Here is a 16393-nt window from a genome sequence, read left to right on the forward strand (position 1 = left end):
GTTATATAAAGAAGGCAGAGCCTTCAAAGATGCATTCCCAGTCGGAGACTGGGAACGAGAATAAAGAAACCACAAAGTCAATAGCCTAGTCACACACCCTACAAGAATATAAGAATTTTCAATTGAACCTCTAAAATTATAAAGTTATTTACCTAACACAAATAGTGGTAATCTATGATGTCAGGGCAGAAGAACGGTTTTGTTGAAACTTATAAACATCATAAAAATGGATAATCAACATACAATTTTAGTTTGCTCTAGCTGTGCCAGCGTTTGGCAAGATGGAAAGCGTGTAGGTATTAGTGGTGGTGAAACACTATTAAAGGAACTCGAAGAAAAACATCAAGATTGGACGCTTGCAAAAGAATTTGCCGTGAAATCGGTAGAATGCATGAGTGCTTGCAGCCATTCTTGTGCTGTAGCATTTACCGCACCAGGTAAAATGACATATTTATTCGGCGATTTAAATCATGATTCAGAAGCACTTTCCGACACATCAACCGCAGTCTTAGAATGTGCAAGTCTATATTATGAAAAAGCAGACGGTCAAATGGCTTGGTCCGAACGCCCGCAAGCATTGAAAAAAGGCGTTTTGGCAAGAATTCCAAGTATTTAAAGGTTAAAGGTCAAAGGTAATATAGTTACAAACCTCAAATTATTAACTCCTAACTCATAACTCATAACTCCTAACTCCTAACTCCTAACTCCTAACTCATAACTCCTAACTTTTTCTCCCCATCCCCTTGTCCCCCCATCCCCCTCTCCCCGGTTACACTTTACCCGTCTTCGCGGTGGCTGCTGCGAAGGCTGCTTTGATTCATTTAAAAAACCATTTAGAAAATAATTTAACAAATAAAACAGAAAAATTATCATCGATTTCTCTAGATTTACTTGATGAAAATACGGAAATTGCGATCGCGCAAGTTGCTGTTTTAGATAATAATACTGCTTTGGCAATTACTCTGAGCGATCCCGGTGATAATTTAGATTTAACTAGAAATACTCCTATTTGGGCTTTAGTAAAATTATTGCCGCGACAAGAAGAGGTTTTGATTTTAGAAGCTGGAGAAGGTTTAGGTAAAACCGAGAAGGGTGAAGCTGCGATTTACAGTTTTGCTCGTCGTTTGTTTGCAGCGAATCTATTACCTTTAATTCCCGAAGATAAAACTGTTACCGTAAAAATTATTTTGCCTCAAGGTCGGGAATTAGCAAAACGTACTTCTAATGAAGCCTTCGGAATTTTGGAAGGTTTGGCTTTGTTGGGAACTAGCGGTATTTCTCAACCGCTTTCTGCTGCCGATCATTTAGACGAATTTCGCGGTATCTTGCGGGAGAAGGTGAAACGCGATCGCAATTTAGTATTTTGCATTGGTGCCAATGGTTACTCTGTCGCCGAACGTTTATCTATTCCAGAATCGGTGATAGTTCCTACGGGTAATTGGTTGGGGGCTTTGTTAGTCGAAGCAGGTTTGTATAAAGCTGAATCAGTATTGTTGTTGGGATATCAGGGAAAGTTAATTAAGTTAGCGGGTGGAATTTTTAATACTTCGAGTCACATTGCTGATGCAAAGTTGGAAATTATTGCTGCTGCTGTGGTGGAAGTTGGGGGAAATATTGAAGCTGTACGGGCTGTTTTAGAGGTTAAGACGGCTGATGAAGCGCATAAAAAGTTGATTGAATTGGGTTTAGCTGATCGGGTGTTTGGTAATTTGGCAGAAAAGATAAGTCGGAAAGCACAAAGTTATGTGAAAAAGTATGCGGATGTAGAGATGAAAGTTGGGGTAGTGTTGTTTGATAGGAAAGGGGAAGTTATTTGTCGGAAGCAATTCTAGAATAAAAGCAAGAAATTAATTAGAGATGTTGAAAATGACCGCACAATTACCAATTGCAATAGAAGTTACTCCAATGGTGTTAAAATTTCATCCCGTTATTAGCATCACGGATGAGCAATTATTTGAATTTTGTCAGCTAAATAAGGATTTCCGCATCGAACGTAAAGCCAATGGAGAAATTGTAATTATGTCCCCTACAGGTTCGGAAACCGAAGAACGTAACTTTGATTTAACTGGACAATTATGGTTTTGGACAAAACAAGACGGTACGGGTGTGGGGTTTGGTTCGAGTGGTGGTTTTACATTACCCAACGGTGCTGTTCGTTCTCCAGATGCTGCTTGGATTAAAAAAACAGATTGGGAAGCAATCCCTGTAGAAAAACGTAAAAAATTTGCTCCTCTAACTCCTGAATTTGTGGTTGAATTGCGTTCGGAAAGCGATAGTTTAAAGGTTTTGCAAGACAAGATGGTGGAATATATTGATAACGGTGCAAAATTGGGATGGTTAATTGATCGAAAAGAACGCAAAGTTTATATTTACCGTCCAGAGATTGCGGTTGAGGAATTAAATAATCCGTCAACATTAAGCGGAGAAGATATTTTATCTGGTTTTGTGTTGGATTTAAGTAGTATTTGGTAAGGATTTTGCTTGTGACGTAATTATAGAAGTATTATTTAAAAAAAATTATTTGTTTTTGAACTAATTATCGCCCTCACAATGAAATTGTGGGGCTACACAAACAAAGCCCACCTGCGTGGGCTAAATTCTATAGAAAAGGTATTACTCCTTTCCCGCTGTAAAATTACCTATCTCTCTCTACTTCTTTCCTCTGCGTACTCTGCGTCTCTGCGGTTTTTTTTCGGTAATCTTCTGCCACAGAAGGACATAATATTTTTAAATTACTAATCAACAACACCCAAAATCATATCTTTTTATAGAGTTATTCAATTCACATATTCTTTCTCACGATATAAGACACAGATTAGTAATTAATGCAAATATATTAATTATGGATAATGCAAAAAAACTCGCAACTCTTAACCGAATTCGTAAATTCAGTCGGCTGATGGATACTGCGATCGGTATTCCTGGCACCAAATTCCGCATCGGATTAGACCCCATTCTTGGTTTAGTTCCCGGTGCTGGAGATATCATTAGTACGATAATTTCCGGTTACATTATTTATATGGCAACTCGTGTTGGTGTATCGAATGATAACCTCAAAAAAATGATTTTTAATGTTGGTTTGGAAACTGTTGTTGGCACGGTACCTTTACTTGGTGATATGTTCGATGCTTTTTATAAATCTAATATTCGTAATTTAGCGATTTTGGAAGAACATATTACAGCAACTCAACCAGAACTTGAAAAAGTTGACACGGAGTTGTCAGCTAAAACGACAGTTCCATCGGTTTAAATGATGGTATTTAGTTCGATTATTCCACGATTGGCAATATTTTTACTAGATTATGGAGACGTTGCAATGCAACGTCTCTACATTTTTATGGTTTACCGTACTGAAATTTATACTGTTAACCGAACAGAATAAAGTCTACATTTAATTGGTCGGTTTTCTCCATTTAATTTGTGATAAAAACCGTATTTAGTCTACGTTTTACCTTCATTAATATAGTAATCAAAGGACGCAACTAATACACACAACAAGAGATTAATTAATATGACTTTATCACGTTACAATCCTTGGCAAGAAATGAATGCTTTGCAAAGAAGCTTCAACCGTTTATTTGACGATATGCTTACTCAAGATTCCGATTTTCGTAATTTTTCTAAAGTTCCTGCGGCTGAGTTATGGGAAACCGATGAAGCTGTTAACTTGAAGTTAGAAGTTCCAGGTATGGATGCAAAAGACTTAGATATTCATGTTACTGAAAATGCGGTTTCTATCAGAGGAGAGCGCAAGCAAGAAAGTACAACCGAAGAAAACGGTACTAAAAGAAGTGAGTTCCGTTACGGTAAGTTTGAGCGCGTAATTCCTTTACCAGCACGCATCCAAAATACCGATGTGAAGGCTGATTATAAAGACGGTATTTTGAATTTGCATTTACCTAAAGCTCAAGAAGAAAAGAATAAAGTAGTCAAAGTTAACCTTGAGCAAACCAACGCATAATGCAAGCGTGGTAACAAAGTGTTCTGGATAATTGAATAATAAATCAGTCTAGTTGCATAAAAGCGGCTAGGCTTTTTTATTAAGATCATGTTTTATATCAAATAAAAAATATTGTGAATTTGATTGTTTTAATTCTCGGTGGAACTCAGGAAGCTGCGGAATTAGCAAAAGAAGCTGTTAATTTGCCAAATATTGAAGTAAAGGTATCTCTTGCCGGTCGCACAAGTCAAGCTATAGCATCCAATAATTCCCGCATAGGCGGTTTTGGTGGGGTTGCAGGATTAACTCAGTATTTAAAAGCAGAAAAGATTGATCTACTGATCGACGCGACACACCCCTTTGCGGCTAAAATATCTGAAAATGCAGCGATAGCAGCAGAAAAATTGGAATTACCGCGATTAATGCTGGTTCGTCCGCAATGGGAAGCCGTTAAAGATGATGAATGGATAGAAGTTGAAACTATACAAGCAGCAGCCGGAATTTTACCTAGCTTAGCCGAGCGAGTATTTTTAACAATTGGCAGACAAGAGTTGACTGCTTTTGCACAAATTGAAAATATTTGGTTTTTGATGCGAGCGATCGAGAAACCTTCACCACATATCATACTACCAAAAGGATTACTTTTGCTTGATCGCGGACCGTTCGATCGGGATTTGGAAAAGCAATTATTGCATAAATACAATATTGATACTGTTGTGAGTAAAAATAGCGGTGGAAATGCAACTTATGCGAAAATTATTGCTGCACGAGAGTTGGGGATAAAAGTGATAATGGTGAAACGTCCGATACTTCCGCAAGGGGAATGCGTGGAAGATGTGGAAGCGGCTTTAAAGTGGGTAAGGGGATTGGTAATAGGTAATTGGTAATTGGATTTCTCCCCATCCCCTTGTCCCCCCATCTCCCCATCCCTCACTGCTTCACCACAACCCACTGCGTCACGGGTACCATTGCTTTCCATCCCAGAAATTTACCTACGGGTTGCGCTCTTTGTATGGCTATCCTGGTCAAGCTTCCACCTACTTGATTGTGCCATTCGATTAACTTCTGTTCGCTTTCTACTGTGACTGCATTCGCTACCAAACGTCCCCCCGTTCGTAGTGCTTGCCAACAGGTATCAAATATTCTTTCTGCTGTTGCACCACCGCCGATGAAAATCGCGTCGGGTGGTTCTAATCCTTGTAATGCGGCTGGTGCTTCACCGTGAATTATACGCAGATTAGGAGTGCCTAAACTTGCTGCATTATCGGCAATGTAATTGAGCCGAGGGTAATTTTGTTCGATGGCGATCGCCCAACATCGGGGATGAGTCCGCATCCATTCCACACTGATGGAACCGCAACCAGCGCCGATATCCCATAAGGTTTGTCCAGGAATGGGTGCAAGAGCGGCTAATGTCATGGCTCTAACTTCGCGTTTGGTCAGTTGTCCGTCGTGATGATAGGCTATGTCTGGTAAACCGGCTATTCTGGGAAGCTGTAAGATATCTGCATCGGCGATACATTCAACTGCGATCGTGTTTAAGCTAGCAATTTGGGTGGTTTCCCACTCATCGGCAATTCCTTTTGCGATATGTTCGCGCTGTCCCCCCATGTATTCTAAAACTGTAATTTTACTACTACCAAAACCTCTATCTACCAAGGTTTGCGCGACAACTGACGGTGTATTTCTACCTTCACTGAGAATCAGTAACCGCGCACCTGGATAAATTACCGGATGCAAAAGAGATATCGGACGAGCTGCTAAACTTAAAGTTTCCACTTCTTGCAAAGCCCACCCCAAACGCGCACAAGCAAGGCTGAAAGCTGAAGGAGCGGGAATAATAGTTATTTCACAAATGGGTATGCGACGGGTGAGAGTAACGCCGATACCAAAGCACATCGGGTCGCCGCTTGCTAAAATACAAACAGATTGTCCTCGATGCTGGATAATTTCTTCCACAGAAATGGCAATGGGAGAACTCCAAATTATTTTTTTTCTAGGATCATTTTCTGGAAGCATCGATAAATGACGCGAACCTCCCACCAAAATATCCGCTCGTTCGACAAGCGAATAAGCTACCTGACTCAACCCAGGTAAACCATCCTCACCAATACCCACCACAGATAACCATTTGTGCATTAACGTGCGTTCGTTTGTTTTGATTACATTATATTCGGGGTGGGTAATAGGGAATAGGTAATAGGGAATGGGGGATGGGAAATAGGTAAGAGGGAAAATATCTTACGAGTTACTACTCGTGTTCATGGTATTCTAAGCTTGAAAATTGGATAAAGTCCAATTCCCAATGCTCAATGCTCAATGCTCAATGCTCAATGCTCAATGCCCAATTCCCAATGGACTACATCCGCAACCCTAAAGAAATCTACAATCGTTCTTTTTCTATCATTCGTGAGGAAGCGAATTTAGAAAGCTTACCTGCTGACTTAGTACCTTTAGCAGTACGGATAATCCATAGTTGCGGAATGACGGATATTGTCACAGATTTAGCCGCATCACCACAAGCTGCAACTATTGCCAAAAGAGCGATCGCAGCGGGAGAACCAATTTTATGCGATGCTGAAATGGTCGCAAAAGGTATTATTCAACGACGTTTACCTGCGAATAATTCCGTCATTTGTACGCTGAATTATCCAGAGGTGCCGGAATTGGCTTGGAAAATGGGTAATACTCGTTCTGCGGCTGCGGTCGAGTTGTGGGAACCTGATATAGAAGGGGCAATAGTGGCGATCGGCAATGCTCCAACAGGTTTGTTTCATCTTTTAGAATTATTCGATCTGGGATTTCCTAAACCTGCGGTTATTTTGGGTTTCCCCGTGGGTTTTGTGGGTGCGGCTGAATCTAAAGCGGCTTTAGGTGCGAATAGTCGGGGAGTGCCATTTGTGACATTACACGGCAGAAGAGGAGGAAGTGCGATCGCGGCAGCTGCCGTAAATGCTCTATGTCAGGAGGAGCAGTGAGTTTGGGCTGCCTCTACGGTGTTGGGGTAGGTACGGGAAACCCTGAGTTAATTACTTTGAAGGCGTTACGGATTTTACAGTCGGTTTCCGTAATTGCTTATCCTGCGTCGGAAGATGGTAACAGTTTTGCTCGTTCGATTGTGGCTGAGTTTATCAAGGGTAATCAAATCGAGGTGCCGATAATATTACCTTTTAAGTTAGAAATATCTGCTCAACCTTTATATGACAAAGCTGCTGAGCAATTAGCAGAGCATTTAAATAATGGAAAAGATGTTGCCGTGTTGTGTGAAGGCGACCCGTTTTTTTACGGTAGCTTCATGTATATTTTCAATCGTCTTTCACCGAAGTTCTCAACAGAGATAATTCCGGGAATATCTTCGGTAATGGCTAGTGCTGCAACGATCGGAATACCGTTGACTTACCGTAATGATGTGTTCATGGTGCTTTCAGGGATACTTTCGGGGGAAATTTTACGAGAGAAATTGCAAGTTGCAGATGCTGCGGTAATTATCAAACTGGGGAGAAATTTTAGTAAGGTAAAGCAGGTTTTGGAAGAGTTGGGATTAGTTGAAAGAGCAAAATATATTGAATATGCGACTATGGAGAATCAGCGGATATTGTCCGTAGATGAAGTTGAAGCAGAAACGGTACCTTATTTTTCCTTGATTGTTATTCCGAGTCAATTCGATTTTGAATTTTAGATTACCCTACGAGAAGATGCTTGCGCGTATTTCATGTTCTCAAACTAGAAAAATAAGGTTGATTGTGGTTAGCAATCACAATTAAGTAATCATTAGCAGCAAGCTTATAATCAGATGAGGGATTAGAAATAACTTCTCCTTCTTTACCTTGTTGAATAGCGATAACAATACATTGATTATTTTGTTTCATCCGAACAAACATATTGATAAAACGAAGACCAATTTCATCTTCAGGTACGGGTATTTTATAAAGTTGACTTCCATCCCCGTAATTTAATATATCCGAAACCACTTTACTAATACCATGATTGATCGCAGCACTCACAATCAGATTACAATTCAAATTACTGCTAACAATTATTTCATCAGCACAAGCTCGTTGACAGGTAGCAGTATATGCTTCATTCAAAATTTCTACAATTGTATAAGCATTTTTATTGATACTTTCTACAGTTAAAGTAGATAATATAACTTTAGCGTCACGACTTGTATAATCTAACTTATCATCTCCTAAAATAATTACAGTTTTTGCTTTTCCTAAACTAGCTTTGAGTAAAGTTTCATCGTTAACCGCACCATTAATAAAAAATAAATTATCATCATCAATTGGTTTTCTTTCGATATCGGCAATTAAAACAATTGGTACTTTTTTAGTTTTAGAATGCTTCCGTAACTCTTGAATAATTTGCTTGGAACGATAATTCCATTCGCAGATAATAATATGTTTTTCCAAGTTGTAAGAACACATACCTAAATCCTCTTTATTTTTTTTCTGTACTAAAATACTGGCAAGTGAAGCATTTAAAGCAGCTAAAGCAACGATACCGACAGTCATAACAAAAAGCGCAATCAAGCGACCAAAAAAAGTTTTCGGGTAGAAATCACCATAACCAACAGTCGTTAAAGTAACTATAGTCCACCAAATACCATCTTGTATTTTTGTTATATTGGAGCTAGCAGCAAAGTCTTTAATAGTGTTTATTTCAATATTATTGTTACTAGATTCAATAACATATATAAGCGGAGAAATAATACAAATTAGAATCAGCAGAATAAAAAGTGGACGAATAATATTTTGATGATCTAAAAATTTCCAGGCTTTCTTAGTCCAACATTTTAGTTTTGATAAGACACTTTGCATAATTATATGAGATAAATTAAAAACTACGGATGCTGTAGTAGTTATCAAAATAGAGATAAAATTGAAGCGGAAACAGTACTTTTATTTTTGTCTTATTCCTCTTCTCCCCACTTAAAAAACTGAGATTTATCATAGCTAGCAAGAATAATCAAATAATCGTCACGCTTAAATTCATAATTACGTGGGGGATTAGAAGTAGTTTTTCCTCTATGACCATGTTGGATAGCGATAATGGTACTTTGATCTTTTTCCTTCATCTGTGTGAACAATTCTATAAAAGTAAGAGATTTGTCAATTGCAAACTTTGGAACTTGTCTCTTAAATAATCGAGAGCCTTCTGTTTCATCTAGAATATCGGTAATGACATTACTAATACCGTGGTTAGTTATAGCACTGGCAATTAAATTACTATTTAAATGGTGGCTAACAATAACTTCATTAGCACCAGCTTTTTTACAACTATCCGCATATTCTTGATTTACAAGTTCTACAATTGTATATATATCAGTTTTAGGATTATTATGTTTCAGTTCTTCCAGCTTTTTACCCAAAATTGAGCAATAAATTACTACTTGTGCATCACGTTTTAAATCATCTAAATTATCATCTCCTAAAATAATAACAGTTTTAGCTTTTGCTAAGTTTGCCCGATTCAAAGTTTCACTGTTTAATTTACCTTTGACTAAAAAAACCTGGTCAAAATCTTTAATTGGTACTGTATCTATCTCAGAAATTATAACTATTGGTTTTATTTTTGGACTATCATTAGAACGTAAGTTCTCTATAATCTTCTTTGACCTACAATTCCATTCGCACAGAATGATGTGTTCTTTAATATTGTCATGAAAAGCCATTCCGAATTCCTCTCTAATATATTTTTCTAATATTTGATTACTCAACAAAGAATTAATAGTAGGTAAAAGTATAGCCGCAACAAATATTACAAGATATGCAATAATACGACCTTCAGAAGTCTTAGGAGAGCAATCCCCGTAACCAACTGTAGAAGCTGTAACTATAATCCACCAAAAACTATCCCAAAAATTATTCTTTTTCTTCTTGTCATTATTGCAAAAATCATTCAATTCAATGTTAGATATCACCACACCAACAATGCAAAAAAATATGATAGTAATTAAGAAGATAATACCAAATTTAGAAATAGAATTTTGACGTTTAAACCAAGTGACAGCTTTTTTTCTCCAACTTCCTAGTTTTGAGAATATTTGCATAATCTTGAATTATTACTGCTAATTTTAGAGAATAATACTTTACTAATGCGACCATCTTGAACGCTGGCTACAATATCTGCAAGATGCTACCACTTGCTACCACTAACGTTTCAAATTCATATACTCTGACATATTCTCTGTACAGGTAAATGCGGCGTGTTTCTAAATACATGAAAATACGCTTTTCCCTAACATCACTTTTATCTCACTATCAAATACCCTTTGTAAAGCAAAGATTTTACATTAATATTGCTGAAAAGTTCAAATCAAATATTTTCTCTATTTTTAAATCAATATTATTTTATTTATCAGAGTCATTATCATAACTAGCAATAAAAATTAAATAGTCATTTTTCTCAAGCTTATAGTCAGATGGTGGATTAGAAATGGTTTCTCCTGTTTTCCCTTCTTGAATCGCAATAACGGTACTTTGAAAATCTGTCTTCATTTGCATAAATATATTTATAAAAAGCTTTCCTTCTTCAGCTTCACTCACAAGTCTTTTAAATAGTTGAGAACCATATTCATAAGTCACAATATCGGAAATAACTTTACTAATTCCATGATTTATCGCAGCACTAGAAATCAAATTACTAGATAATTTACTGCTGACAATTATTTCATCAACGCTAGCTCGCTTACAGGTTTCGATATTTTTTTCATTTATAAGTTCGACAATTGTATAAGCTTGTTTATTAATACTTTTTACTGTCAGAGTCGATAATATTACTTTTGCATCGCGGTGCTTATAATCTAAATTCTCGTCACCTAAAATAATTACAGTTTTTGCTTGCAGTAAATTTGCTTGATGCAAGGTTTCATCACAAACTTCACCTTTAACAAAGAATAAATGTTTATCTTTTACTGGTTTTTTCTCTATATCGGCAATCAAAATTATTGGTGTTTTTTCTGCTTCTGGTTCTAAACGTAACTCTTTGAGAACCATCTCAGCCCGATAATTCCATTCACATAAAATAATATGATTTTCAAAATTATAAGAATGCATTCCTAAATCCTTGTTTATTTTTCTTTCTACTAAAATACTGGCAACTGTCGCAGTTAATAAAGTTAAAACCCCAATCCCGACCAGCATATCAATGAAAGCAATAAAACGTCCGGGAATTGTTTTAGGAGTAACGTCACCATAACCAACTGTCGTTAAGGTTACAACAGCCCACCATAAACTATCAATTAACGATAGATTTGGTTCAACCAAAGATAAACTTAAAGAACTAATTACAACAATTGTGCCAAGAATTAACAGTGGACGAAGAAAATTTTCCGATTCTAAAAATTCCCAGGTTTTTTCAATCCAATCTTTTATTTTGAATAAAATTGGTTTCATTTAGATGATTTCTGTTTAAATATAGGGAATAGGGAACAGAGAGTAGGGAATTATAATCAATTAGCAATTACCAATTACCAATTATTTTCGTAACATACCCTTATAAATTCCCGGTGATGAATCTTCGATAACCGTAGCACCGACAGTTTTACGATAAAAATCCACTACACTTTCACCTGCTCCACCGATAATTGCATAACCATATCCTTGCGATCGCATATCGTGTAAGCAAGCTAATAATAATGCTTTACCAATTTTACGTCCTCTTGCGGCTTCACTAATACCGATGGGGCCGAAAAAGTTCTTACAGGTACATTCATAACAAGCAAAGCCGAGAATTTGCTGGTTTTCCACAGCAATCCAACAGCTAGGAGGTGAATTTTTAAAAGCAACGTCACATTCACTCATCCAGCGTGTATTAAATTGCTCCTCAACCCAAGCGAGAACTGTGCTTTTTTCCGGCGCGATCGCACGTCTAATAACTATACCCTGCTTATCTTGTGCGGTCATTTCCGCTTCTAAGGATGGCAAAGTATAGAGTTTAACTAACATATCAGCCATAATGTATTTTAGATTTTAAATTTTAGACTTTAGATTACCCTACGAGAAGACGCTTCCGCGTCAATAGATTTTAGAGCTACGCAGCATTAATAATGAAATAATACCGTTTCTGTATAAAGATACGCTTAATCTAGCCTACGTAGGTAGGCTTTGTAGTATTAGCCCCAGCCTTCTAGGCTGAGGGCTTTTGAGCGCAGCCTCTTTGTTAAGAAGAACTATAAATCAGCGTTAATAAAACTGCTGCATTACATAGAAAATTGTTGCCCAAAAAGGAGCATAACTTTCTGTTTCATCTCTTTCTAAATATCCCTCAGCTAGCTTCTTAATTTCTTTCTCTGACAGCCCTTCAGTGGCTTGCAATACACCATCAACTACTTTACGGCGCATTTTTTTCAATTTATTAATATCTAGCGCTAACATTCTAATTGTAGTTTCGGCTGCTTCTTGATGTTCGGGGTCAACTGTCGGTAAAATTTCCCCTGCACCAGTGTATCTAAAGTATTTACTGCAATTAGGATCTAATGGCGAAATCATCAATTCTTCGTCAAACCAACCACCTTTTTTGTGTCCGCAATGTACGGGTTTGGTTGGTCTTTGTTCGTCTTCTCCCTGACAGGAAGAAATTAAGTTGGTGTAAGTGAAAGTTAAGTTTGTATACTTACTTTTCGGTCGATAATGTTCTATATGACATCTTTTTCTACTAATACTAATACCGCAATAACAACAGATGTAACCTTGTTCGTGAAGAATCGATTGGTAAACATCGTTTTTGACATTACGATTAAAGGCTTTCCATTTCGTAGTACTAGATACTTTCTTATTGTATGCAGTTAAACTACTTGGTTCCGATCCTTTTTCAATATGTTTCATTTGTTGAGAATTTCCTTACGTCGAATTAATACATCCGCTCGCACAAATTCCGGTTCGTCTTCACCAATTTCTGCCACTAATTCTTGACGTAATTCTTTGGCATTTTCTAGATTTCCTTCATCAATAAATCTGAAAAGTTGTTGCAAACTATCTTTAATTTTCTGAGGTCTTTCAGGAACTTCCATCAAGTCTTCTAAAATACTATTACTGTCTCTTCCATAGGAACCTTCTGGAATCATAAATATCAGTCCTTCTTTTTCATCTCTTTCAAGAATGAAAACTCCTTCGGGCTGAACGTGACTGATTACTTGTGGTGAGTGAGTTGTAATAATAAACTGACAATTAGGAAACGTTTTTTTCAACGCTGGAATAATATCTCTTTGCCATCTAGGGTGTAAATGCAGTTCAATTTCATCGATTAAAACTATCCCTTCACCGAATAATGGATCGTCAAGACCGGGGTTGGCGATCGCTAATCTTCTCGCTAAGTCTCCCACCATTGCCAATAAGCATTTTTCTCCATCAGATAACTGATTAATATTCAGTTCTCTACCTTGTTTTTTTACGGTCATTCTTAAGGGTGAACGACGTATCCTTAAATTAGATAATCCCGTGATTAAAGAATAAATTGCTTGTCTAACTGCTTCTAATTGATAGTTAACAAAATTGGAATCATCAAGTTTTTGTTCGTTTTCTAAATCCTCCAATTTTCTAAACCATTGGAAGAAGCTATTAAAATTAATCTGTACATTGTCTAATGCTTGGTCATAGGCAGTTACGCGATCTAGAGAATGCTTTTTCCGAACTCGTAAAGGAATATCAATTACAGCCCGATTCACCCCATAATGAACGATTACAGGTAAATTGAATTCCGGATTATTCTTTAATTGATTGTGAGTTTCTTCAACTAATTGGCGTAATTTATCCAAATCGCTACCAGCAGATTTGCTACGCTTTTTTTGCATCTTGCTCAGACACCAAGTTACTTCACCTTCAAAAGTTGAAACTGTAATCTCATTAGAAGTCTCTTCACTACCGTTGGAAATGTCTTCTTCTTGAAATAATCTTCCCGAAGTTGTGGGGAACTGGACGGGTTTTGTATATCTAGATAAAAGAATAGCAATACATTCAAGAATACTAGATTTACCAACTCCGTTAACACCAATAATTACATTAGGTTCTTTTTCCTGAAATTCCAGCGTCATATCGCCAATTCCACGAAATGACTGCATCTTAATACGCTTGATTTTCATGCTTTAAGCTAAGTTAAAATACTTGGTTAACTGTACTAAAAATAATACGTAGTTATTAATAACGATAGCTTGAATTTATTTCTATCGGCATGAAAAGCGTGTTCTACAAAACCAATATAAAGATAGATAAATAAATTAAAATAACTTTAGTTAAAAGTTAGTTAAAAATAAGTTACAAGTAAATAATTTTATCAAAAACAAAAAATTAAAGCTTGTAGTCCATAACACAAAACATCACAAGATAAATGAATGATGTATTTAAGTAACAAATAACCGATCAAAAACTTGACCAAATAAAATCAAATGATAAATTAAAACTGCGATTAGCAATTCATATCCGAATTTATACCCTATTTCATTTAGATAAGCTGTGTCTTAGGATTCCATGTCACAAAAAAATCAAAATATACCACCATCATCTCCAAAAAATCCTCCATTTTGGAAAGCGTCATTAATTAAAGCTTTACGAGCAACCATTGGGTTACTAGAAACTACAGCAGTTAAATTAGAAATCGAATCCTTACCCGGTAGTGAAGAGAAACCAGGTTTTTTGCAGAAACTTCAACAGGGATGGAACGGGATTTTAGCAAAAATTCGGTTGATCTTACCAGCACAATTTTCCGCAAAGTTGTCAAATTCAGCTTTGACAGGAATTATCGGTGGATTAGCAGTAATCATATTTTTGATAACTACAAACATTGATCGCACTCCACAAGTCGCGATCGCTCCTCCAGATACGGAAAGTCCAGCAGTAGTATCTACTACTAATCCTCAACCCGAAGAAACAGCACCCTTACCATCCCCACAAGAAAATCCATCAGTAGTAGAACAAATTCCGCAACCAGAACAAACAGCTTCCTTACCACCCGAAGAAGAAAATCCACCCATAGTAGAACAAATTCCTCAACCAGAACAAACAGCACCCTTACCACCCGAAGAAGAAAATCCACCCATAGTAGAACAAATTCCTCAACCAGAATTAGAAACAACTTCTACACCACAAACACCCGAAGAAACCTTAATTGCAGCAATTCAAAATCAAATAGCCGAAATTAGCAATCGCACTTTTTCAGGAATCATTCAATCAATTCAAGCCAACTTTTTAGGCAGTAATCTTACGATTAAAGTTAGTAACGATTGGTACATATTAGATAAAACCCAGCAAGACAAACTCGCTGCTCAAATCTTCCAGCGATCGCAAGAGCTAGATTTTAGTCATCTAGAAATTACCGATCTACAAAATAAACTCTTAGCCCGTAACCCAGTAGTTGGTACTGAAATGATCATTTTTAAAAGGAAGTAGAAATTGAAAATGGGGAATTGGTAATTGGTAATTGGTAATTGTCCCCCCCATCCCCCCATCTCCCCATCTCCCCATCTCCCCATCTCCCCATCTCCCCATCTCCCCATCCCCTCATCTCCCCATCTCCCCATCTATCTTGTTAAACTAATGATTGACCCTTTGGACTAGTAATTTATGCTAAGGCGTTCTAAATTCGAGACAACTCAATCTCAAATTATGCATCGTGCAGAAGATTTAATTAATGCGGCTTCCAACCGTTACCGGATTACAGTTCAAGTGGCAAATCGGGCTAAGCGTCGCCGTTACGAAGATTTTGATAATACCGAAGATGTACTAATGAAGCCTGTATTGCGCTCAATTATTGAAATGTCCGACGAATTAACCCAACCAGAAATCATCGGCGAAATGTAATTACACTTACCAGCGAACAGTTATCGGTGAACAGCTCACAAGATGTATAGTTTGGTATTATAGGTAACTGTATGCCTTGCAACTTGTTGATGATAACTGCTCACTGCTGACTGTTAACTGCTAATTTTTCAATGAAACTAAAATACAGATTAATTGTAGGCATTATTGCAATCAGCACAATTGTTCTAAGTTTGCCCGATCTAACAAATACTTATATATTCGGAATAGAACCTGCTGCTGCTCAAAGTATGGCTTCATCGGATGCTTGGCGACAAGTGTATCAAAGATTGCCAGAATTTCCTTTAGAAAACAAATACATCACTAAAAAGACGCGCAAAGTATCCGAAAATCAGACCTTAGCCCGTCGTCTTATCCGCTATCACATCTACCTTAAAGGACGATCGCCCAACAGTCGCTTAGATTGGAAATTAACCTTGGCTGATTACCTTGGTGCCAACGAAATAATCTATGATTCCTCATATCCAGGTTCCGATACCTTGAGCAAAAATCCCCTAGATGGCGATCGCGCTGCTATAGCAAGTCTCAATCGCGCCCAGCGCAATCAATTGATACAAGTTTTAATCAGCATATTTAATCAGAAATAGGTTAAAAAGGTTAAAGGTCAAAGGTCAAAGGTCAAAGGTTGTAAATTAATAAC

Annotated in this window: 19 protein-coding genes; 11 read left to right on the forward strand and 8 right to left on the reverse strand. The window is 37.2% G+C overall.

Annotation, left to right across the window (positions count from 1 at the left end):
- The first annotated feature begins 226 nt into the window (after window positions 1-226).
- From VB797_RS00035 to VB797_RS00060, 6 genes are all read left to right on the forward strand, one after another.
- Window positions 227-616 carry a DUF1636 domain-containing protein gene (locus VB797_RS00035; RefSeq protein ID WP_323235562.1) on the forward strand — a complete coding sequence of 130 codons (390 nt, stop codon included), beginning with the start codon at window positions 227-229 and terminating at the stop codon, window positions 614-616.
- Between the two features lie 127 nt (window positions 617-743).
- Entirely contained in the window at window positions 744-1832 is a 1089-nt protein-coding gene (gene cbiD / locus VB797_RS00040; protein WP_323235563.1) for a cobalt-precorrin-5B (C(1))-methyltransferase CbiD, read from the forward strand.
- Between the two features lie 34 nt (window positions 1833-1866).
- Window positions 1867-2472, forward strand: a complete 606-nt coding sequence (locus VB797_RS00045; protein WP_323235564.1) for a Uma2 family endonuclease — start codon at window positions 1867-1869, stop codon at window positions 2470-2472.
- 370 nt (window positions 2473-2842) lie between these two features.
- Window positions 2843-3250, forward strand: coding sequence for a DUF4112 domain-containing protein (locus VB797_RS00050; RefSeq protein ID WP_323235565.1), 408 nt, complete (start codon window positions 2843-2845; stop codon window positions 3248-3250).
- Between the two features lie 261 nt (window positions 3251-3511).
- Complete coding sequence (locus tag VB797_RS00055) at window positions 3512-3961, forward strand: Hsp20/alpha crystallin family protein (RefSeq protein ID WP_323235566.1); 450 nt, start codon at window positions 3512-3514, stop codon at window positions 3959-3961.
- Between the two features lie 119 nt (window positions 3962-4080).
- Window positions 4081-4827, forward strand: a complete 747-nt coding sequence (locus VB797_RS00060; protein ID WP_323235798.1) for a cobalt-precorrin-6A reductase — start codon at window positions 4081-4083, stop codon at window positions 4825-4827.
- Between the two features lie 43 nt (window positions 4828-4870).
- On the opposite strand, the gene cbiE is transcribed toward VB797_RS00060, so the two are convergent.
- Entirely contained in the window at window positions 4871-6079 is a 1209-nt protein-coding gene (gene cbiE, locus VB797_RS00065; RefSeq protein ID WP_323235567.1) for a precorrin-6y C5,15-methyltransferase (decarboxylating) subunit CbiE, read from the reverse strand.
- 194 nt (window positions 6080-6273) lie between these two features.
- Between cbiE and VB797_RS00070 the strand changes: the two genes are divergently transcribed.
- Both VB797_RS00070 and VB797_RS00075 read left to right on the forward strand, forming a co-directional pair.
- Window positions 6274-6918 (forward strand): precorrin-8X methylmutase, encoded by a 645-nt coding sequence (locus VB797_RS00070; protein WP_323235568.1) that lies wholly within the window; start codon window positions 6274-6276, stop codon window positions 6916-6918.
- Window positions 6900-7619, forward strand: coding sequence for a precorrin-2 C(20)-methyltransferase (locus VB797_RS00075; RefSeq protein ID WP_323235569.1), 720 nt, complete (start codon window positions 6900-6902; stop codon window positions 7617-7619). Before VB797_RS00070 ends, VB797_RS00075 begins: the two co-directional genes overlap by 19 nt.
- Window positions 7620-7650: 31 nt before the next feature.
- Here VB797_RS00075 and VB797_RS00080 read toward each other — a convergent pair whose 3' ends face one another.
- The 6 genes from VB797_RS00080 to VB797_RS00105 all read right to left on the reverse strand — a co-directional run bounded on the left by VB797_RS00080 (window position 7651) and on the right by VB797_RS00105 (window position 14021).
- Window positions 7651-8760 (reverse strand): potassium channel family protein, encoded by a 1110-nt coding sequence (locus VB797_RS00080; protein WP_323235570.1) that lies wholly within the window; start codon window positions 8758-8760, stop codon window positions 7651-7653.
- A 92-nt stretch (window positions 8761-8852) separates the two neighbouring features.
- Window positions 8853-9992, reverse strand: coding sequence for an ion channel (locus tag VB797_RS00085; RefSeq protein ID WP_323235571.1), 1140 nt, complete (start codon window positions 9990-9992; stop codon window positions 8853-8855).
- A gap of 301 nt (window positions 9993-10293) precedes the next feature.
- The gene (locus VB797_RS00090) at window positions 10294-11337 is read right to left on the reverse strand and encodes a potassium channel family protein (RefSeq protein WP_323235572.1); all 1044 of its coding nucleotides are present in this window, start codon (window positions 11335-11337) and stop codon (window positions 10294-10296) included.
- A gap of 81 nt (window positions 11338-11418) precedes the next feature.
- Window positions 11419-11898 carry a GNAT family N-acetyltransferase gene (locus VB797_RS00095; protein ID WP_323235573.1) on the reverse strand — a complete coding sequence of 160 codons (480 nt, stop codon included), beginning with the start codon at window positions 11896-11898 and terminating at the stop codon, window positions 11419-11421.
- Between the two features lie 228 nt (window positions 11899-12126).
- Window positions 12127-12768, reverse strand: a complete 642-nt coding sequence (locus VB797_RS00100; protein WP_323235574.1) for a retron system putative HNH endonuclease — start codon at window positions 12766-12768, stop codon at window positions 12127-12129.
- Window positions 12765-14021 carry an AAA family ATPase gene (locus VB797_RS00105; protein WP_323235575.1) on the reverse strand — a complete coding sequence of 419 codons (1257 nt, stop codon included), beginning with the start codon at window positions 14019-14021 and terminating at the stop codon, window positions 12765-12767. The genes VB797_RS00100 and VB797_RS00105 overlap by 4 nt, the downstream gene beginning before the upstream one ends.
- A 385-nt stretch (window positions 14022-14406) precedes the next feature.
- On the opposite strand from VB797_RS00105, the gene VB797_RS00110 reads away from it, so the two are divergent.
- Window positions 14407-15324, forward strand: coding sequence for a hypothetical protein (locus VB797_RS00110; protein WP_323235576.1), 918 nt, complete (start codon window positions 14407-14409; stop codon window positions 15322-15324).
- Here VB797_RS00110 and VB797_RS00115 read toward each other — a convergent pair.
- The gene (locus VB797_RS00115; protein WP_323235577.1) at window positions 15311-15439 is read right to left on the reverse strand and encodes a hypothetical protein; all 129 of its coding nucleotides are present in this window, start codon (window positions 15437-15439) and stop codon (window positions 15311-15313) included. The two genes, VB797_RS00110 and VB797_RS00115, sit on opposite strands and share 14 nt — an antisense overlap.
- Before the next feature lie 59 nt (window positions 15440-15498).
- On the opposite strand from VB797_RS00115, the gene VB797_RS00120 reads away from it, so the two are divergent.
- Together VB797_RS00120 and VB797_RS00125 are read left to right on the forward strand one after the other, a co-directional pair.
- Entirely contained in the window at window positions 15499-15735 is a 237-nt protein-coding gene (locus VB797_RS00120; protein WP_323235578.1) for a DNA-directed RNA polymerase subunit omega, read from the forward strand.
- Window positions 15736-15866: 131 nt separating this feature from the next.
- Window positions 15867-16340, forward strand: a complete 474-nt coding sequence (locus VB797_RS00125) for a hypothetical protein (RefSeq protein ID WP_323235579.1) — start codon at window positions 15867-15869, stop codon at window positions 16338-16340.
- Window positions 16341-16393: the final 53 nt, after the last annotated feature.

Origin of the sequence: Rivularia sp. UHCC 0363 (assembly GCF_034931125.1) — a bacterium.
In the GTDB taxonomy this organism is placed as follows: Bacteria; Cyanobacteriota; Cyanobacteriia; order Cyanobacteriales; family Nostocaceae; genus Rivularia.